Origin of the sequence: Pseudomonas sp. R19M (assembly GCF_050312585.1) — a bacterium.
GTDB classification, from domain to species: domain Bacteria; phylum Pseudomonadota; class Gammaproteobacteria; order Pseudomonadales; family Pseudomonadaceae; genus Aquipseudomonas; species Aquipseudomonas palleroniana.
Genome location: NZ_JBNPJV010000069.1, coordinates 1 through 19069 on the forward strand (window position 1 = coordinate 1; position 19069 = coordinate 19069).

Sequence of the window (19069 nt, forward strand, 5' to 3'; positions counted from 1 at the left end):
ACGCTGGTTGCTCATGGCACCTCCTAATGGGCCTCATTTTAAGGCTTGGAGGTGTCTACGAAACTAGGGGCGATTCAGGTTTTTCCATTCCAAGCATCATATGAAAAAGGTTTTCTATATCTGAGGCTATGGCACTCTTAGATGGTACCGAAATTTCATATTTTTCATGCTGGGGCGGGTTTATATCGAGGTAAAAAATATCGCTTAATTCTACCTCGATCTCTGTAGTTTCTTGGTCGGAGTCCATCTCTAATTTGCTAAGAATAACCGCGCTTAAAAAGTTTTCCCCAATGTCGTCAAAGGTTAATTTGAAAACCTTTTTTTTATCATCGGAGCCGTAAATGTTCATGCTGCAACCTCCGTTTTGCTAAGCTACACTCAGTGTTTGGAATTTAGTAATTTCTGATTTCGTGTGGCTATTACTGCTAGGGAGGAATAGTAGTCGTTATCAATCTGCTTTGGTACTAGATCCAGCTTCGCTGCATACCTGAAAGCCCCGACTAACAGGTTAGTGCTTCACATCGCATGGTGGTGAAGCCGATCTGGGAGACTTGTGTCTGTCTGAATCGAAGCGATCTTGGAGGGTGTCGCAGATCTCAAACCTGTTGGTCGTCCACCCGCCGATGCCCTAGCCAACCAAGATGCAGGTCATGAATTCCCTCTCTATTCATGTGAGCCAAGCCGGCGAATCCGAAGGCGTGAATGTTGAAGCTTCTCGGGTCAAGACATGGCTTGGTTCACTACAGCCAACCCAGCAAGGCATTCACCATTGGATGTGGTTTTCAGAGCGCATTCAGCAGGTTCTCAAGCGGCTGATGCCTTCACACAGATAGCAGCGCAATGGGATTTGTGCCAAACCGATCTCCGGAGTTGAATGACCAGCGGCGTGCATCCGGGCTCACACACGCTTCGCAGTAGTCGAGCTCATCACAGTCGTTGAAGATCATAATGCTCTACCTGATAGCTACATTGGTGTCCTCGATGCATTGATGTAGTCTGAACAGTCAAGAGGGAGTCCAATTTGATGATCGAACAGCTCTTCAAAGCGCTACATCACTACAACGAAGCATACCGCGAACTGATCAACGAAAAAGCGATGCGGCACACGCCTGATCACGGCGACTTCGAGGTCTTTATTCAATCTGCGCTCAAGCTTACAAAGCCCGAAGACTGGGGCTTCATTTGCTCATCGATGGACATTATCAACGACAGCCTTTTAGGCATTGAGCATTTTTGCAAGTATGGCCTTGATGGCCCCACGAAGTATGACGACTTCGGGGAAAAATACATCCGCTTGTATGGCGTATTGAACGCCACGTACATCCAGCAACAAGCCCTTCTCAACCTACACCGGATTGCAAATGTCATGAACCTTCGTGACATCGAGAGCAAAGTGGCAAACCTTCAGGTACGTGAAGTCAGGAATAAACTTGGCGCGCATAGTGTCGATTATGCTAATCGCGAGGCTGGAAACACTGAAAGCTTTGTTCCAGTTAGATTTACCCTTTCAGGTATGCGCTGTGATTACTACAACAATACAACCCTGCAACATACCGAAGTAGATCTAAAAGTCATTCTTGGTGAACATGTAGAGCTAATGAATGATATGTATGATGCCATATATCGAAAGTCGGTTGGCACAATATATAAAACTAACAAAGATAAAAGAGAAGAGTTGCTAGAGAAAATTGACGATGCCAAGGTACTACGAAATGGTGGCATCGTCATGAGAACACCTGACGGGAAAAGAATATTTATCACAACATTCGAATCAGATAAGCAGATTAAATCTCACAAGCCCTTGGAGGTGATAGAGGTAAATCTGTCCAGCACCAGGTTTACCTCTCTATCATATGATGTATCGTCTGTTGCCTCGAGAAAGCCAATCATGATTGCCAGGGTAGGTGACACACAAAAATTAGCTGCACGAATCACCTCATCTTTTGTAGCGGGCCCAAACCTATAACCACTCCAGGTATTACTTTCTTTGTCGGAGACTATATAGCGTTTTAGCGAAGAGGCTGAATAGTGCATAGCGTCGTCAGAAAGATGCTTGTACATAAGGTAATTACTAGAGAGCGAAGACAATTCGGCAATATATTTCCACTTCAAGTGCTTCCCCTTGTCTCCAGATATCCGCTCATCCATCGCTGCTTCAATGTCGGCAGTTAAAGAGTAGCTGCCTTCTTTCAATGCTACAGCCTGACCCCGCTTTGCAGCTACGTTGTCGTGTTTTAGTAATGGGATAAATGTATCAGGATTGTCTACCAAGGCGCCGATACAAAATGAGTTTTCATAAAGACACCTAGCCATGATCCTTGCTTCTACTACCATGCCTCTTTCAAGGTTCATAATAGCTGACTGAAAATTGCTTAGTGACCTCAGGGCAGAGAACATTGTGAGCACCTTCACATCCATGGTATTGCCATGATGCCTTTCAAATCCTGAAATAACTATTTTCTGCAGGAGCTGGTTGATATCCCTGAGCAGAGAAAACCACTCTGGATTTTCTCCAGTAACATGATCAATCGTTTCCTGTATGTCGCTAGTCAAAAATCCATGGATGCTAAATCCGGTAACCCCTGTCGCTTCGGTGCTCAAATGGATCTCCCTGCCTGGTGATTTAATAATCAGCTAGGTTAGCAAAAGCTGAGGAAGGCGTGGCCTGTATTCAAGCATTACTAGGCAGATGCTCCCTTCTTCCTGCGGATCAAACGCAATGTCGGAACCTAGCCACCCAGTTGAGCCGGGGGTGGGGTAGTATTAACAGTGGTGGTAGGTGATCAGGATGATCGGGATTGGTTGAGTTGTAGGTACGGTAGATGGAACGATGGCTACAGTGATGTTGACGGCCAGAAGAATGATGTTAAGAAGGTCGATGATAAAGGTAAAGACTTTGGACATTATGTTTTCTTATAGTTGTCCTTTATTTAGTGTCGTCATCACCAAGCTGGCCATTCAATTGAGCCTTTTTTGAAAATAAATTAAACTCCATCCAAATTGACTCAAAAGAATTTTGGTAAAGCCCTCGACGCTACGAATTTGTTATACACATCCTGTGCTACCGTGTAATTTATAATGTGCCAACCGTGTGCAGTGGGATAAATAAAGCTTTTAATCTCAATCGGGGTAAAGGTAAAGTTTTCAGGCAGTCGTAGCTTTTTCTTTGCTGAGGAATCTGCGGAATTACACTGTTCGCAAATTATTACCGGGGCGAATCTTGCGGCTGCAGCTCCTTGAAAGGTATACATCCCTCCATAGGCATCACTGGCATGATCATGATGTGTATGAAGACCAACAACCCAACCTTCAAACCGTGATGGGCTTTTAGGAAATCTCATAGTCCAGCGAAGCAACTGGAATCTAGTCCGGTTGCAACACGGGCACTGCCAATCCTCGGTTAAAGACTTATATTTCTGCTTGCAGTGACCGCCGTCAAATTCCAAATACTCAATTTGTGTTGGAAGCTTTCTGTCTCGATTACGGAGAATAGTAGCTTCGCGATCTTTGTTGCGTACCTTGCTACCATCGCAAGCTATGCAAAACTGGTTTATCAGGAAGTCTAGATGACAGCTGCAAGTAGCGTCGAAAGAACTCATTTCGCCTCCTTTGACCACATAGCCCGATTGCTATGTGGTCAAATTGTAGATCAGCTTGGCATATCGTTCTGGGGGCCTTCATCTCGCGTCTCCACACGTCATCCGGCGACAATACTACCTCACCTAGCGCTGCCATGGATCATGCCGGGATTTCTCTAACAATGTCCCCCTTGATCACGTATTGGTTTTTCACGTACTCACCATCATCACCAGGGGCTTTATCGACAACGATCATGCCGTGCGTAGCGAGGATCGATAAGCCGTCTCTTAGAGAAGTCCACTGCACAGCAGCCTTATTTCTCAAGTTCTCGACATTGATGCTCGAGATCCTTGCTTGATTCGGTCGGACGATCAGTAGCACGGCGTAGATCTTAAGCGCCGCAAGCGCCTTCTCCCCTCGGCGAGAGATCTTCGGAAGGTTCTTAACAACCTCTTTGTTTGGGATTTTGTAGTAGTAGCCGTCCTTTTCTGCCTCGAAATGTGGGCATGCCAGCGTGTACTCGGATTTGAGCTTGCCTCCACCAGGCTTGTGTCGAATCCACCCCCGCGCTTCCACGTCAACCAAGGCCTGGCGAACCATTGGCCGGCTTAATCCTGTGCGCTCCATCAGCTCGCTGACAGAGGAGACGACTGTGTATGTCTTCGCCGTAGGGGTCATTGTCGCCAGCGCGAAGACGACACGAAGCATCGCCTGAGACCGACCTGCATGAGCCCCTCCTCGAAGGAGCGCAATCTCATCAGACCACCATGCCGGCACTTTCGACCAGGGCCTCATTCCTTGTCCTTCTTTTTCACTGATTCCAGCACTGATAGAGCTTTCCAAGCTACGCCGAATGCTGCGAATGCCAGCAAGGCGATAACTCCCGAAGGCCCGCTACTTACAATCTCTTTAGCTAATTCCAACATGGTTGCTAACCCTGCGTGCTCTACGTTGGCTCCTTTGTACTTCAAGGCGCAGGGTTGCTTCTAGAGAGGCCTATAGTTTCTAGCTGCAGAAAATACGTTATATATCATGTGGTTAAAAGATAATTTAGAGCTTTTCAGGGGGCAATGAGAGGTATACGAATTACCCCTAATTTACTCCTCATTACCCCCTTGAGCGACCCGTGAATGCCAAAACTGGTATTACTATGTCACTCCAAATCACTCTCGATCATCGCGCCGTCCTTGCTCAAAACTTTTAGCAACGGCATTGAGTTCCTCCTGCAGAGTGATCGGCGTGGACGTCTCATACAGAGCCAAAACCGCTTCCTGAGCATCCATGACTCGTTTGATTTTGCGCTGCTGTTCGGTCTCGCGTCTTTTTTTCAGAAAATCAAACATCTTCAGTACCTCGTCATGTGAGAGGTAATCATAGGCCGCAGAAAATGGGCCTTTTTGGGCGGGTTTCCCAAAATAAAAGAAGATCTTGGGCATCTATACATCGATGCGATAATTCGGCCATCAAGCCCATGCGATCAATGCCTCTCGTCCACCAGGGTAACCATCATGCGCCTCCCAAGACGGCATCGCGCAGCACCTGGCAAACCTCCCTTGCTGTGAGTGCAGGCGTAGGTTCGTCAGGGCAATAGGTTAAAGTCTTAAAAGAAGCCAGTCGGCTTTGGTCGTTTTGCCAAAGGTACACCGGCATGCATGAACCAGGTACTCACAGGGAGGAGCAGATGAAGCTATTTTTGGACTGTGAGTTCACACAGCTGAACCGAGATACGAAGCTGATTTCCTGGGCGCTCGTGTCCGAAGCCGGGCACGAGTTTTACGTCGAGCTCACAGATACATATCTAGTGGGGGACTGCAGCGATTTCGTGATCCTGAACGTGCTGCCTCAGCTCAACCTAGCGGCGCACGGGCAAACCTTGGTCGAAGCCCAATCCTCACTGCTCGCTTTCCTAAGTGATCTGGAAGGCCCCCTCGAGGTTTGCTCCGATGCTCCAGAATGGGATTGGGATCTCTTCTGCCAACTAGCCTACGTAGATCATCGTTGGCCAAGTAACGTTGCCAATCGCGCGACTAACCTGATCCTGCTATTCAGGCATCTCGAAGCGGATGATATCGGCGACTTGGTGCTTCCAGAACTTCCACACCACGCGCTGTTGGATGCTCGTCTCCTGGCCAACCTTTATCGTCGGCTGGCAACTGGTTCAAATCGAGGCATTGGACATGAATGATGATCTTAGTGCGCGTGAGTCTGTCAGGCGCAAAGCGCTCTGGACACTGTCGCACTTGATACCGGGTGATCCAAAGGCTGCCGCGATTGTCGATGTTCTAGACGACATCGAAGGCCAGGAGCGCGTCGACCTAAACCATAGTCATCCAGGCCTTGATATCGATGCTGCCCGTAAAGCAGTTCAGATTGAGCGCCATAGCTCAGGCATCAACATTGTGAACGAGGCTAGTATTCCGCAGCCCTGGCGCGAGCGTTTTCTGCAAGCGAGCATTGGGTCGACGCGCTTGACCATTGGCCCGTACGCTCATGATTGGGAAAAATTCCTGGTTCAATGGCAGTTTGAAATGCGGCACCTGGATGCTCACAGGTCAGCAAGGTGAGCATCCAGCGTTTAGCCTCAGACGCACCTTCGATTGTCTACAGTTGACGGCGCTGACTATACTGCCACCACTGAATATCTGAGGTGCTCCATGTCCCGTCTTGCTGAATTCCGCGCGCTTGAACAGCAGCTTGCTGCCCAATTGGCAGAGCTTGAAACATTGAAAAACGATGATGGGCTGAAGCGCGAGATCGAGTTTGAAAAGAAGCTCCGTGATCTCTTAGGCGAGTATGGCTACAGCTTGCGCAACATCGTCGCGATTCTCGACCCGCAATCTTCTAGCCGCCGCGCTCCTGCAGCCGCTGAAACCAAGGGCACCCGCAAGGCTCGCGCAGTTAAAGTTTACAAGAACCCTCATTCGGGTGAAGTGGTTGAGACCAAGGGTGGCAATCACAAAGTGCTGAAGGAATGGAAAGCCGAACACGGTTCCGACACAGTCGAGAGCTGGCTGGCCCAGTAACATCTGTTGAGTACAAATGGAGGGCCCTGCGGGGCCCTTTTTTATGGAGGCTAGGAAATGCTTCGTTCAGCAGCGCTTGAACTGGCAACGAGCTTCAGGTTAGCAGTCGAGATAGCCGTAGAGACGGGCAATGTTCCCATGCACATCCAAGGTTTCCCACGCGGATGCTGCGGAATCATTTCTGAGCTCATGGGCGACTATTTGAACACCGTGGGGATCGGCGAATTCTTCTACGTTTGCGGGATGAAGGACGGAGCCTCACATGCCTGGTTTGAAGTCGATGGACTGATCGTTGACATCACCGGTGACCAATTCTCCAACCGACCTGGTATCGACCCGACTGAGCTAGGCTCGGGATTTATATTGCTAATCGATAAGGCTTTTAGATAAGCGATTCGGTGGACATATGACTTCAGATGGATTACCAGCCAGTGTCGCCTTCAAGACGATACTGATTCGGTACTTTTTTGATGGTGGTATGTTGATCCGTCACCACATCAATCCGTCTGATTGCTGGCTGATTAGGCTGTGAAGAGAAGAGGGCGAATAAGCCCGTCTGGGGCTTGGCTTTTTTGAGCTTCAGCTTTCCGCTTCGAAGGAGCTGGGCCGTCTTTTTCCGCTGAACGTCCGCTCGCTCTTTCTCAAGCTTGCGTCGCTTTTCAGCTTTCGCCATGTCCTTAGCTTTTTCCTGCGCGCGTTTTTGTGCGCCTGCAGATCGACCCTTTTTACTAATGATGTTCCTGACTCCATTCAAACACGTCTGCGCCCCGTCGGACTCGGCTGCCTACTAATAACCGAGAAGGGGCGTGCATATCAACAGCCAATGCTGCGCGCGCGATGAGGCTAAGCATCTACCAAGCCCGATGCGATTCTTCCTGTCTCAGCTGCTCCCAAGCGCTGCATGGAATATCCTTGCACCCCGCAATCAACCTTCGAGCAGTGAATATAACGATGGGTTTTGAACAACTAGCTGAGCTCCGTGACCGCCTGCGGGCTGAAAAAGAGCCGCAAAAGTCAGATAGCGCTAAACAGCCTAAGCGCAAGTCCTCCTCGCAGGTTAAGCCTCGTATTCAGGATCCAGCGGTGGAGGCGATCTGGCCGTTACAGAAGCATTTTCCACTGGCGTTCCCTGTCAACCCGGCCCCAAAGGTTCCGCTGAAAGAAGGCATTCTCAAGGATGCTGAGCAGCACGTGGAGTTGCTCGGGTTGACCACTGAACAGCTGAAGCTAGGGATCTCTACTTGGTGTCGGGGTGCTCGATACTGGGCCTGCATGGTGGAGAATGCACCGCGCTTGGACTTGAGTGGTCAACCAGCTGGTATTGTAACCGCGACTCAAGCTATGCATGCGAAGCAGCAAGCCTCGCGGCAACGCGGTCAAGACCGCCGACATCGTGCGAAGCTGAAAGAGGGTGCCCAGGCTCCCGCTGCCGTTGCCGTTGCCGTTGCCGTTGCCACAGTGGAGCGGGATACGAACTGAATCTTGTCTAGATGCGATGGGGAGCAGGAATCTCGACGAGACGCTTGTCGTTCATTAGCATGGCCTCTCTCAGCAGCATCCGAGGGAGGAGGGCTTGGTCAATGCCTTGGTGGGCCTCTTTCGCGGGCGGCTATGGTGAACCGAGCCTACGCAGCACCACTTCCTCGGGGCCGCAAGTGGTGCTAGCGATGATTGGTGGAGAAAATCCGATGGGAATGACGGACGATGACGACACTGTGTATTGCGACGTTCTAATGCCCCTTGCGCAGGGGCGGTAGCTACTGCAGTTGGTGAGCTCCCTGTCGCTAGCCAGCCGAACGCAAATCACGGGTGACCTGTTCGCGGCTCCTCAGCCGGAGTCGACCGAAAAGCTCATGGGTATGTTCGATGCGGTGAACGGCAGGTGGGGCAGGGGGACGGTGCGGCTTGCTGGGATGTGCGGCGGGAGATGATGAGTCAGAGCTTTACCACACGCGTTGATGAGCTTTGGACGGTGTACTGTAAAATTGAATCATTACATTTAAATCATAGCCGAATGGATGGATTTTCGATGAATTGAAATTCGAGTGAGGTTGTTGGGTTCGGACGGAAATGGAGCGATTACGGATGATTGTGGAAACTCAGTTCCAGGCGGTGACGGACTATCAGCAGGGTGCGCTCGATGGGGCCACCCCTCGTAGCCATTAGCTGCATAGATTTGTCGAGTTTTTATATGGCAGCTTATAACCGAGGTGGGATAGTTGTTTCGCTTTAAATAAAAACTTGATGGATGGGCGGAAGTTCGATATGAGTGGGCTTTATGATGGTGTGCCTTGCGAGGAAGCTCGTAAAATTCTTCAAGATATTTCCGAAGATGAATTTTTGGAGAGGGCTGTAGGCTATAGTATTCCGATAAAACGGAAGCAGCTTCTTTTCAACATAATAAAGCGTCAGATTTCGTGCGGGTTTTATGAGTGGGTGGATTGTAGTCGTTTTGCTCTCAAGATTTTGGTTCCTGAGAGAGTAGAGCTCTACAATTGTGGTGGCCATATCAATTCAAATAGTGAGTTTTATGAGTTTGACCCAGTGAAAAATGGAGCGAATATCATCAAGCACGGACTAGGGTTTCGAGAGGTTGTGAGCTATTCGGAATTATTTGGCACTTTAAGCGTCCCCTGTCCGAACGAGAAAGACGGTTATCGTACTGTAATATTCTCAGATCTAAATGCGGGGCCTGAAGGGGGGCGGCTGAACTTCCCATTAAAAAAGGTAAGCGGTACAATATATACTCTATCCGTTGGGCAAAATCTTGGTGGACGATATCGCCTTATATCCGCTAGAAGGCTGAGTGGAAAAAGTTACGCTCAAGATATGATGCAGTCCTTTAAGGGGATTTATGATGACGATCCAAAGAAGAAGGCAGAATTCGTTTCACGTTGCTCGGCCATAATTGAGCAACACTTATTACCTAGGCGAGACTTCAAAAATCAGTGAGCTGCTAGGGTTTGGCGCTGGTCTAGAGTTCAGAGGTTACTTTCCGCTAGGGATTTTCTGATCATTTAACGGTGGGGTTGCCGAACAGCCGGATGATTAAGTCTTCTATCGGTGTACCGGCGTATCGCTCCTGCAGCTCTTCCAATTTTGCTGAGCGGCGCTCCCCAGTGAGAAGGCTCAATCCATGGAGAGCATTCACCACCTGCTGCATGCCGGCGATCTCGTCAGCCATGTTCAGCTAGGCGGAGCTGATCTGCTTCGCTCGGACTTCTGCTTCACGGTTACCGGTCTAGTGGGAAGCGGTGTCAAACGACTAGGTGAAATCCGATGAGCAAGACGGACGATGACGATACAGTTTATTGTTATTGCGGCGTACAAGTGCCCTTAGCTCTGGGCCATGAGCTTTTACGTCGAGGGTGAAGGATTCGAATGCCCATCCGACTCTCAACCGAGTGTTTGAGCGCATGCAGTATGAGCTAACGACCTCAATCTATATCGTCGATAATCGCCGGTATGGCGCCCATGGTGCCGGTAAGTCGAACGTCATTGGATACCCTGACCTTCCTTATAAAGCCTGATCTTCGCGGTGTGAGGAACCCAGTTTTGTTGAACATTCGGTAGAGCTATTGCTTCACCAGAGTTTTGTACTGTTCACGGGCTGCAAGGATTTGATCCCTGAGTTCTTCCGGGTCGATTCTCATGCCGCCTCGTGGTGTCACCTGAAGTGTCTTCAGGCCGTTCGCGGCTTTGATGAAATTTCGTTCTTCGGCTTGAACCCATTCAGGGCGTTTGTCCTTCCAAAAAAACCACGGCATTGCCTAGCTCCCATTCTCTAATCGATGCGAGATCAGTATGTGGGAGCTGCAGGTAATCTCCAAGCTAGGCGTGAGCTCGTCCAACACGCAAGCGGAGCGTGCAGACCAGGAGGGTCGAAGGGCATGAGGATGTAAGCCCGAAGGGCCAAGCCCTGTCGTAGACAGGGCTTGGTTCACGACAGCCGTCCGTCCTAGGGCATGCCACAACAACGGTAGCGTCGATGACTACCGAAAGGTGCGCTGATCAAATGATCGTGACACAGCGCCCTGAGCGCAAAGATCATACGTTTTGCGCAATGCAACTTCGTCGCCGGAAGACACCCTTGCATGGGGAAAGATCATGGAAAAAAAACGCTTCCGCTCGCCATTGCCGAGCTCAGACCAAATTCTAGGCTGTCCTTGTGCATCAGGAATCGCCAACCGGTCTAGGAGAAACTCTTCCAGGCTGTGCAGACGTTGCTGACCATCGACCAGAATCTCGCTGTTCTCCGCCAATGCCCTGCCAGTGCTCGCCGGCTCGCACCAATCGTTTGTAAGGTAGCTTCCCAAGTCTGCCCCTGACCAAACAGCGCTAATAAAACGAGCCTGCTGGCCTACGTTCCACTCCAATCCGCGCGCCCAGGTGGGTACGGGCATACCCATGACAAATCGTCCAGCCCATGGAAACCTATCGTGAGCGGAGGAGGAGTCAACCAGATACATTTCCCAGTGGCCTACCAGAACATCAATTGGGTAATGACTGACGGTTGTAGCCAGAACCCGCTGCGGCATCTGGATGCGTAATTTAGACGGTTCCTCGTCGGTATAGCGTTGAAAAATAGAAGTCATGGTACTCACTGGTGGCTACAAATAGGTGGAGGTGCTGGAGCCAACACGGGCGCATCGCCATGCGTCGACAGTCTCGATGATCAACACATCTCGTTCGATGGAAATGTCGATCTGGTCGATGTCGATCAGCGCATGTGCGTAGCCCTCTACATAGGCTGCTGCTTTATCAAATGCAGAAAGGGTTTCTGAGGACTTGATGACGCTGATCAGACGCTGCCAGGCAGCGTGCTGGCGGTTGCCTAGGATCGTCTTGGGGAACGAAATGGCGGCACTCAAATGCTGTGCGTAGTCATCGGTTGGTGGGATCAAAGCGATTCGCTCGAAGGGATACATACCTATGACAAACGGTTGGTTTTGGAAAACCTTGAGCCTGATGCGACGTTTGTTTGCAGGCGGGGGGGCATCCAAGCCAAAGTCTGATCACTACAAGCAAGCGGAGCGCGCAGACGTGAGGATGGAAGCCCGGCAGGGTCAGGACAACGGCGAGCATCGCCGGGCTTGATTTACGACAGCCGTCCCGGCAGGGCACGCAAAAACTTTATTTTCCACCCTGGGGGTCAGCACCTGCATCTATGGAATAGGCGTAGAACCGGTCGCCGACTCTCGCCATGAATCCAAGTCTTCGTCAAAAAGACCCGGCGCATGTTGTAAATGAGACGCAGTGCCTACAGTGGAAAGGTCAATATGTGGCGCAATGCCGGCTCGTCGCCGGAAACGCGGGCTGGCTGAAGGTCGCCCGCAAGAACCACCGCAGCTCAATGTTTCGATTCACAACCGCATTTCTCAATTCCTCGAAAACTATATTTTAACTAAGATTAACAAAAATATTTCATATCAATAAATGAGTTTTTGATATTGATACTATTAGGAATATTGACATGGAAAGGATGCTATTGATGTTTGGCCGTAGACCTTGGTCTGCTTGGTCTGCGCCGGATGCCAAGGTGCCGTGATCTGAGTTTTTATATGTATTATTGCAAATAATGATTCTTAAAAATTGACATAAAAAGAAGCGCTGGATTGTTATTTCTTCATGTTTTTTAAGAGGAAAAGTTCTTGTGGTGCTGGTTTTTTTCGTAGTAGCTTTAGCCCAATGTGGAGGCGCTATGAAAAATTTCAAAATGGTTCCTGCAGTAGTTAAAAGTGTGAAAACATATGTTATTGAGTCGATTCCAGACAGAGTAGTAGTGTCAGGGGTGGAGCAATACTGTAGTGCCCTTATCGCTATTGGTCGGGCAAGGCTAACAGTGAATTCATATGTTGGAGCATTAGCTCGATACTTAGATTTCGTCGTGGAGTACGTAATTTGCTCTTTGCTGCTAGGTAAAGTAGCAGGCGAGATGAAGTATGAGGATGTTGTGCATGTTTTCTTCGAATCGTTGACTGTGGGTTGCAACTCAGATGATGAAGTAATCAGGATGGTATGCGTAAGGCTCAATCGCCGCTTGGTAAAAAGACGTACTGTCAATGTATATCGATCTGCTTTGAAATTTGCATTTGAGGTTTCAGACAAGTTTGTGCATGGCACAATTCCGAAAATGACTCTTTTGGGGCAGGGAGGTAACAAGCCAGGAATTGGAGTTCCATACAAGTCTTACATGGAATTTAGTCGATCAAATGCCCAGCGGATATATCAGACTTCATTTCTTGCTGGTTGCATATCTGGTGGAATAAAGGCTAGTTACGTTAATTTGCTACCTAAATATTATCGTGGGTCTGCGCGGCATTATATCGGAGAGCTACGGCTTGATTTCTACAAGCTATTGGAGATCTTGCCCGAAATAAAAAACGTCCGAGACCGCTGTCTTTTGGCATTGCTTGCGGCAGGGGGGGAGAGAATTTCAGAAGCACTTCAGACTCTGACAATAGACATTGACCCGGATGCGAATAGCGTACTGGCAATAGATCCGAGTAATAGGCCAAGCCTTTACTATGAAATGGGGTTGTCGGTGTCTCAAGTATCCGGCCTGCGCTGGAAAGGAAGAAAAAATAACTCGGTTTTTCTTATACCACCATTCGACAAGATCTTTTGGGATTCGTATTCGGAGTTACTTGTTTCAGATAAGTATCCTGTTTTTGATGCTAGTAGGCGCTGGGTAACTCATAAGTTTGTTTTTCGTGTACTGAAAGGCAAAACACGTGGGCAGCCATTGGCTTTGGCATCTGAGGGGGTTATTCGTAAGATGTTCAAGCGCTTACTTAAGAGATACAACATTGTCAATGTGTCGCCCCACGATATTAGGCACTGCTATGTCACCTTTCTTATCCATGAGGTACCTGTAGGTGATGGGCGAGGACTCGGAGTAGAAGTCGCAAGCGATTTGGTATCGCATGTCAAACTCGAAAGCACTCTGGTTTATGACCATCTAGATAGAAGCACAGCTCATGCGGATATTGAGGAGGGTTACAAAAAAATAGGCTATCACCCGGAGATGTTAAAGTCATGATTAATCATACTGATATGCCCGTCTGGATCGGTGGCGATGCAGATGTTGACTCTGCTATCAAAGCTAGTGTTGCAGAAGCAGCGCAGTTTATACAAAGTGAATATGGGAAAGGGAAGCATTGGTCGTACGATACTATCACAGCTGGGCCGGAATCATGCCAGGTTAGCTTTATTAAGTATTTCGTTTATGCGCCAAGGCTGGCAGAGGTTAGTTATACATTTGATTGGGTGCTCGAGGTGTTTAAATATGTTGCGGCAGGCAGTGATCAAGAAAATTTAGACATGGGTATGATCTTGGGCCCATCTAAGAAAGACTACAAGAAGTCCGTGTATACCTGGGTCAGGCGCGGACTTTGGCTGACGATTGTAATGCTTTATAAAAATGGTCTTATTTCGATTCCAGCGAATTTTGGCGCATTATCTTCCAATTCAGGCGATGGGGCTCCTGGAACTCGAACAGATTTTGCTTTTGAAACATATCCAGAGCTTATGAGATTCTTGATTTCCTCTAGATATAAGCTTGCTGCAAGTGATTTTTGGTCAGGAGTACCCAAAAAGGTTTGTGAAAGAATTGCGCAGTATGGGACTCGTTTATTTTGGATGTGCGGAGTTACCAGGCCTGAGCAAATAGATATAGATGATGTTATTGAGATTCACTTGACCTACACAATGGGAGCGCGATTGCTCACTGCCGAAATTCCCACTAGAGCTATTATGCAGTATGTATGCCACTACTACGGTGATCGAGTTCCCTTTACTCTGGATGAGTTTTTGCCTCGTCTAGAGCAGGCGATACGCTTTCGACGCAATGGTTCTACCCCTTCAGAAATAAGGGAAAGAAAAATTTCTGGGTCTCAGGACTCGGTAGCCTCGGTAGATGAGTTATACAATTTCGTAAAAGTCTGGATTAAACGAGATTATCTCCCGAGACGCATGTCGACGGTTGATCTCTTCGCCCCATGGCGTGAACTCTTGACGGGGACTCTGGATCTTTGGTTGAAAAGCCAGATTAGATATCTTAGAGAAAAAGCATATGAGCGTGAAGAGGTTAGTGCCCTTGGAATAGCCCAATTTAATCTATATCTTTTTGAGTTTTTGCCTCGATGGTACTCCATTAACGGAGTCACATGGAGCTACAACTATCCATCTTGTCCGAAAGATATTTCTAATATTTTTATTTCACCGGCTGACCCGGTAACGGGAGCTCCTCCATCGTTCAAAACCTTTCTTACTCAAATGTTTGATGACGATGTCGAGACTGCACCCTATGCAACGATCCTGCAGCTCAAAAATTTCTTTTCTTGGGTAGAGGCTAAGTATCAACACGTTCATGGATATGAAGGTTTTGTAAATCCTATTCATGAAATGGATATGCCCCCGTCAAACAGCAGGGGTGAGAGCAAAGCAAGACCCTTTACAAAATGGCAGTATTCAATAGCTTTGAATTACTTGGCGACCATAGTTAATGCAATTAAATTGATTAACGATTGCGTAATATCTGGTGATATTTCCATAACGAATGAAAAAGATTTTACAGCCCTTGCACAGAGGCTAGGGTGGGATAACTCATTTTATTGGAGTGGTCGTCGGTTCATAATTTCGAAAATTCCAGGCGTTTTTCTAGAGCGCTGGAACATACCGCTTTCTAATAATAATTATCTCACGCTGCTCTATCCTCACTATGCTATACATGTTCTGACTGCAGTAGACAGTGGTCTTAGACATCAGAGTGTACGCTGGCTTTGCATAAATTTTGATAAAAATGTTGTTGAAGGCACCGGGTTGGTGGCTTTTAAATTACATGTTGCCGTAGATAAAGTGTCAAAAACTCCAGTGGAATCCTACGTTGCACTGCAGACACTTGAGGCCTTAAGGTATCAACGTCAAATTAGATCTTTAGTCGATCTTGAGAGCTTTAAAGTAGAAGTTTTTTATCGTGGAAATGTGGATACACAGAAAGCAAAATTTAAACCTTTATTTTCAAGCAGTTTTGCCTCTGGGCTACCTAGAACAGATAATGCCTATAGTGAGATGTATGTAAAATTTCTTGTCGATTTTAACTTTTTTCTCAATGATCATGGTCTCAGTTGTAAACTTTTTGAACTCAAGGCTAAGGGTTTTGCTTATGGTGATAAGGTCAATGCGGGTAAAGAAAATCGCACAAAGGCGGGTGATCTATTTTGTCCCCTAAGCTTAGTTACAGATATGACCCCTCATCATACTCGCTCTAGTACCGTTAATAGCTGGTCAAAATATCTGTCTGCTAAAGATGTCGGCAGATTTAAGACTGCACATAAATCCGAGGCAGTCGTAAGATATTACAGAAAGCTGGATGATGAGGATAAGGCAGAAATATCACGCCATCTTGAACTTGGGGTTCAACAGATATGGGGCGGCACTTCGATAGATCCGGCACTAGAAGGGTCAACTTTTCGTAAGTCACTGGCTGCAGATGCACGAAAAGCTGTTCACGATTTTGGATGTATTTCGATTTCAGCGACGGGAAGCGATAAAGAACTTGATGGAGTGCAACGAATCGCGCAGGGATATCACTCAGGACTTGCGCACTACCCCACCCATATTTGCACTAGGAACGGAGATTGTACAGATGAGATGAAAGCAGCTGGGACTGAAAACAAGTGCGGCTTTTGTATTTATGCTGTCAAGGGTATTGATAATCTTGAGGCAATAGAAGTCAAGGTGATTAATTTGACAGATGAAGTTCGATCATTGCATGAATATGCCGACCGGATTCCAGAGAAAAACCAACATGAATTAATTAAGGTGGATAACCGTCTAGAGATTGTAGTTGGAGATCTCCTGGCTTGGATTTGGTGTAGAGACCATTTGGTCGCGGCTGCAGAAAAATTTAAATCTGATCCAGACAAGTTGTACTCATATCGCCCAGAAATTCTAGAGCGGGATTTTCGTCAATTCAACGCAGATGAAGATTCAGCTTTCTATATTTTATCTCGCCTTCATCAAGATAGTCAGTTTCCTGACTTGGTCTCGGAGGTTGCCAGAGCTAAATATAAGGCACTAAAACTTTCATTGCTTTCAGGAAAGGTAAGCGTACTGGATATTTTTAAAGGTACGGTCTCTGACTCTCCAGTTGAGCTGGTTTCAATGATTCGATCAATGCTCAAGCAAAGCGGTATTGGTGTAGAAGATTTGGCATCGATTTGGCAGGCTCAAGACGGTCGTACTAATAAGTTGATTGGCGATTATGTCCCAGTTATTGCAGTGGCTAAGGAGTAGGGTTGATGCTCAAATCTAATTTTTCAACATGGCAAGAGAATTGCGTTGATGAAAAGACTAGGAAAGTCATTTCAATACTTAAGGATATGAGTGAGTTTAAAACTCCTGCAATGAAAGTAACAGATCTGGCTAAATTCATATCAGACAAAATGACAAACGATCTAGAAGGTACTAAGTCTGAGGCGTCGGATCCATGCGTGCTGGACTTTACCACCTTGTTGAAGAGGGCAGGGAAGTATCGCGCAATAATAGATTCCTATATGCTTCAAAGAGAAGGCTTCGAAAATTACGCCTTGCGAAACATTGATCCTGTCATCGGGAATGTACTTGAGTCTTATAAAGTGAGACTGAAACAGTCAAATGTATTGGTTAAACGTCTACAAGAAAAAGTGAGCCAGTTAGAGGCTGATAAAGCGGCACTGAATTCTGTCGCTAATATTATTCCTAATGGCCATAACGGTTGGGATCAGTTAAATGCAATGGGCAAGGTTACATCTATATTTTTTGATCTGCTTTTAAGTACAGATTATTGCAAATTTGATGACGCCACAGGGGATGTGCTCGCCGTTGGAAGAGCGCGTCGGGTGCTTTTGCCGGCCTCAGATATCGCGGTGTATCTAAATTGGCGCTATCGGGCTCCATCAGAAAGCTAGTTATATAGCTATTAATTTAATGTAAGGTTGCTTTGGCGAAACCCTTCACCGGTCAGTCTGAAGGGCACACAACGCTAGGGAAGCATGACGGTTCACTGTACCCATGGATCCTGGCTTTGAATGACGTGGTTTTTTACCAACACCCCACCGCACAGGCCAAAGAGACCAAGGCAGCAGTGCTTTTAACAAGCTTATCGCAACACCTCACGATGCGGTTATCCTCTTTTAGCCACTCAAACATACGTTCGATGATATTGCCGGCTGTCAAACAACCTAGGCAAGCCTGGTTTGGGTTTGCGCTTCATGTTTTGTAGACAGGTGGCTGCCCTGCATTCAGTAGCGATTCCAGTATGGGCGCAACACGTAGGCTTCGTATCCCTTGCGAGCCAGCATGCACCGGCAGTGTGTGCGAGGACGCCCGCGCAGACTCCGAAGGTGAGCCGCACCGAGTATGGGTTGGGCATAAGCAATATCGCTTGCTTGCCCAACTGAAAACAGAAAGGGCGGAGGCAATCCGTCTGCAACACATTGCATGTAAATATTGTTTGTCATACCGACCCCGGCTCCGGGCGAACGCATAGTCCTGCGGTGCTTTGGGCGCCTTTATTCACGGCCCCTGATGAGGCTCGGCTTGCACGTAGGGCCGTGGAGTCGATCAGCCAGATATCCAGATCAATCGAGTGCTGTTCGCTTATTCGGATGTGTAGCCGGTCGAAGAATCCGCCAATGCGCCAGTCGCGGAATCGCTGATACACCGTTGAACAAGGGCCAGAACTTTTTTGCGTGTTCCTCTAAGCCGCGCCTGAGCATCATCCAATCATCAGCCCGCTGACGTTTGTAACGGCGGGCTCCAATGAAGAATCTGCAACCACGTCCCAGCCAGCACCTAGATTTAATACTGTTTTGACACCGTGAACTCCTGGCAGTTATGTGACGGATTTTATCGGAATCGATGGTTGAAGAGATTTTGTGCGGATTCTTGTGAGATTGAGCATAGCTATGGACTGGCTCTAATGTGCAGCAACTGCGTATTGCAACTCATTGAAAAGTATTGGTAATTTAGTTTTCATGGGGTGTTATGACCCGATTATGGTTCGAACCGGCCCTGGGACACCATCTATACGCCAGGCGTTGCGCTATAGATGCATGTTGATTTGCGCGTCTTTCTTCTTCTCTTTTCCTCTCTTGATCTTCTTTCGCTTCCTGGTCGCTTTCGAGTGGGCTTCGCTCCGTGCTTTCCAGTATCGGAGCGCGTTCGCTGAGAGTCATTTTCTCTTTCTATATATAGAGGGGAGCGATAGAGGGGGATGCCCAGAAAGAAAATTCCGATTTTTTGAAATAGCGCTTGACGCCTCTGCTGGTGTCTGTAGAATTCGCCTCCCGCTAACGAGAGATCGGAAGCGCAAGTGGTTGAAGTTGTTGAAGAAATCTTCGAAAACTTCTGAAAATAATCACTTGACAGCAAATGAGGCTGCTGTAGAATGCGCGCCTCGGTTGAGACGAAAGACTTAACCA

At 47.8% G+C, this 19069-nt stretch carries 21 protein-coding genes and 3 pseudogenes; 11 read left to right on the plus strand and 13 right to left on the minus strand.

The features are described 5' to 3' along the window. Positions 1-55: 55 nt before the first annotated feature. Complete coding sequence (locus ACQRBT_RS14535; protein WP_412047765.1) at positions 56-349, minus strand: hypothetical protein; 294 nt, start codon at positions 347-349, stop codon at positions 56-58. A gap of 472 nt (positions 350-821) precedes the next feature. Next, positions 822-947 (minus strand): DUF7693 family protein, encoded by a 126-nt coding sequence (locus tag ACQRBT_RS14540; RefSeq protein WP_427851678.1) that lies wholly within the window; start codon positions 945-947, stop codon positions 822-824. 77 nt (positions 948-1024) lie between these two features. Between ACQRBT_RS14540 and ACQRBT_RS14545 the strand changes: the two genes are divergently transcribed. Next, complete coding sequence (locus ACQRBT_RS14545) at positions 1025-1966, plus strand: hypothetical protein (RefSeq protein WP_412047766.1); 942 nt, start codon at positions 1025-1027, stop codon at positions 1964-1966. A gap of 29 nt (positions 1967-1995) precedes the next feature. On the opposite strand, the pseudogene ACQRBT_RS14550 reads toward ACQRBT_RS14545, so the two are convergent. From ACQRBT_RS14550 to ACQRBT_RS14570, 5 genes and pseudogenes are all read right to left on the minus strand, one after another. Next, positions 1996-2418, minus strand: a pseudogene (locus ACQRBT_RS14550) (DUF5677 domain-containing protein); the annotation flags it as partial. Positions 2419-3005: 587 nt separating this feature from the next. Then, on the minus strand, positions 3006-3599 hold the full coding sequence (locus ACQRBT_RS14555) for a hypothetical protein (RefSeq protein ID WP_427851679.1): 594 nt from the start codon (positions 3597-3599) through the stop codon (positions 3006-3008). 139 nt (positions 3600-3738) lie between these two features. Continuing rightward, positions 3739-4287, minus strand: coding sequence for a hypothetical protein (locus ACQRBT_RS14560; RefSeq protein WP_412047767.1), 549 nt, complete (start codon positions 4285-4287; stop codon positions 3739-3741). 83 nt (positions 4288-4370) lie between these two features. Further along, positions 4371-4505 carry a hypothetical protein gene (locus ACQRBT_RS14565; protein WP_258347475.1) on the minus strand — a complete coding sequence of 45 codons (135 nt, stop codon included), beginning with the start codon at positions 4503-4505 and terminating at the stop codon, positions 4371-4373. A gap of 237 nt (positions 4506-4742) precedes the next feature. Next, on the minus strand, positions 4743-5015 hold the full coding sequence (locus ACQRBT_RS14570; RefSeq protein ID WP_412047768.1) for a hypothetical protein: 273 nt from the start codon (positions 5013-5015) through the stop codon (positions 4743-4745). 212 nt (positions 5016-5227) lie between these two features. On the opposite strand from ACQRBT_RS14570, the gene ACQRBT_RS14575 reads away from it, so the two are divergent. From ACQRBT_RS14575 to ACQRBT_RS14590, 4 genes are all read left to right on the plus strand, one after another. Continuing rightward, positions 5228-5764, plus strand: coding sequence for a hypothetical protein (locus ACQRBT_RS14575; protein WP_412047769.1), 537 nt, complete (start codon positions 5228-5230; stop codon positions 5762-5764). After that, the gene (locus ACQRBT_RS14580) at positions 5757-6143 is read left to right on the plus strand and encodes a hypothetical protein (RefSeq protein WP_412047770.1); all 387 of its coding nucleotides are present in this window, start codon (positions 5757-5759) and stop codon (positions 6141-6143) included. The genes ACQRBT_RS14575 and ACQRBT_RS14580 overlap by 8 nt, the downstream gene beginning before the upstream one ends. Before the next feature lie 90 nt (positions 6144-6233). Further along, positions 6234-6602 (plus strand): histone-like nucleoid-structuring protein, MvaT/MvaU family, encoded by a 369-nt coding sequence (locus tag ACQRBT_RS14585; protein ID WP_330552796.1) that lies wholly within the window; start codon positions 6234-6236, stop codon positions 6600-6602. A 57-nt stretch (positions 6603-6659) separates the two neighbouring features. Next, positions 6660-6992 (plus strand): hypothetical protein, encoded by a 333-nt coding sequence (locus tag ACQRBT_RS14590; protein WP_412047771.1) that lies wholly within the window; start codon positions 6660-6662, stop codon positions 6990-6992. A 31-nt stretch (positions 6993-7023) separates the two neighbouring features. On the opposite strand, the gene ACQRBT_RS14595 is transcribed toward ACQRBT_RS14590, so the two are convergent. After that, positions 7024-7275, minus strand: coding sequence for a hypothetical protein (locus ACQRBT_RS14595; protein WP_412047772.1), 252 nt, complete (start codon positions 7273-7275; stop codon positions 7024-7026). 278 nt (positions 7276-7553) lie between these two features. On the opposite strand from ACQRBT_RS14595, the gene ACQRBT_RS14600 reads away from it, so the two are divergent. The 3 genes and pseudogenes from ACQRBT_RS14600 (at position 7554) to ACQRBT_RS14610 (ending at position 9554) form a co-directional block, all read left to right on the plus strand. Further along, positions 7554-8081 carry a ProQ/FinO family protein gene (locus ACQRBT_RS14600; protein ID WP_412047773.1) on the plus strand — a complete coding sequence of 176 codons (528 nt, stop codon included), beginning with the start codon at positions 7554-7556 and terminating at the stop codon, positions 8079-8081. Between the two features lie 374 nt (positions 8082-8455). Next, a pseudogene (locus ACQRBT_RS14605) lies at positions 8456-8640 on the plus strand (DUF4113 domain-containing protein). A gap of 227 nt (positions 8641-8867) precedes the next feature. Then, entirely contained in the window at positions 8868-9554 is a 687-nt protein-coding gene (locus ACQRBT_RS14610; protein WP_412047774.1) for a hypothetical protein, read from the plus strand. Positions 9555-9615: 61 nt separating this feature from the next. On the opposite strand, the gene ACQRBT_RS14615 is transcribed toward ACQRBT_RS14610, so the two are convergent. The 4 genes from ACQRBT_RS14615 to ACQRBT_RS14630 form a co-directional block, all read right to left on the minus strand. Further along, a complete protein-coding gene (locus ACQRBT_RS14615; RefSeq protein WP_412047775.1) occupies positions 9616-9786 on the minus strand; it encodes a hypothetical protein in 171 nt (56 codons plus the stop codon). A 391-nt stretch (positions 9787-10177) separates the two neighbouring features. Continuing rightward, positions 10178-10369 (minus strand): hypothetical protein, encoded by a 192-nt coding sequence (locus tag ACQRBT_RS14620; RefSeq protein ID WP_412047776.1) that lies wholly within the window; start codon positions 10367-10369, stop codon positions 10178-10180. Between the two features lie 225 nt (positions 10370-10594). Beyond that, a complete protein-coding gene (locus tag ACQRBT_RS14625) occupies positions 10595-11197 on the minus strand; it encodes a hypothetical protein (RefSeq protein ID WP_412047777.1) in 603 nt (200 codons plus the stop codon). 15 nt (positions 11198-11212) lie between these two features. Beyond that, a complete protein-coding gene (locus ACQRBT_RS14630) occupies positions 11213-11605 on the minus strand; it encodes a hypothetical protein (protein ID WP_412047778.1) in 393 nt (130 codons plus the stop codon). A gap of 698 nt (positions 11606-12303) precedes the next feature. Here ACQRBT_RS14630 and ACQRBT_RS14635 point away from each other — a divergent pair. The 3 genes from ACQRBT_RS14635 to ACQRBT_RS14645 are packed head-to-tail and all read left to right on the plus strand — an operon-like array spanning position 12304 to position 17554. Next, the gene (locus tag ACQRBT_RS14635) at positions 12304-13644 is read left to right on the plus strand and encodes a tyrosine-type recombinase/integrase (RefSeq protein WP_412047779.1); all 1341 of its coding nucleotides are present in this window, start codon (positions 12304-12306) and stop codon (positions 13642-13644) included. After that, positions 13641-16901, plus strand: a complete 3261-nt coding sequence (locus ACQRBT_RS14640; protein ID WP_412047780.1) for a hypothetical protein — start codon at positions 13641-13643, stop codon at positions 16899-16901. Before ACQRBT_RS14635 ends, ACQRBT_RS14640 begins: the two co-directional genes overlap by 4 nt. Before the next feature lie 5 nt (positions 16902-16906). Next, on the plus strand, positions 16907-17554 hold the full coding sequence (locus ACQRBT_RS14645) for a hypothetical protein (protein ID WP_412047781.1): 648 nt from the start codon (positions 16907-16909) through the stop codon (positions 17552-17554). Positions 17555-17687: 133 nt separating this feature from the next. Here the strand turns inward: ACQRBT_RS14645 and ACQRBT_RS14650 are convergent. Then, positions 17688-18480, minus strand: a pseudogene (locus tag ACQRBT_RS14650) (IS5 family transposase). Between the last annotated feature and the right edge of the window lie 589 nt (positions 18481-19069).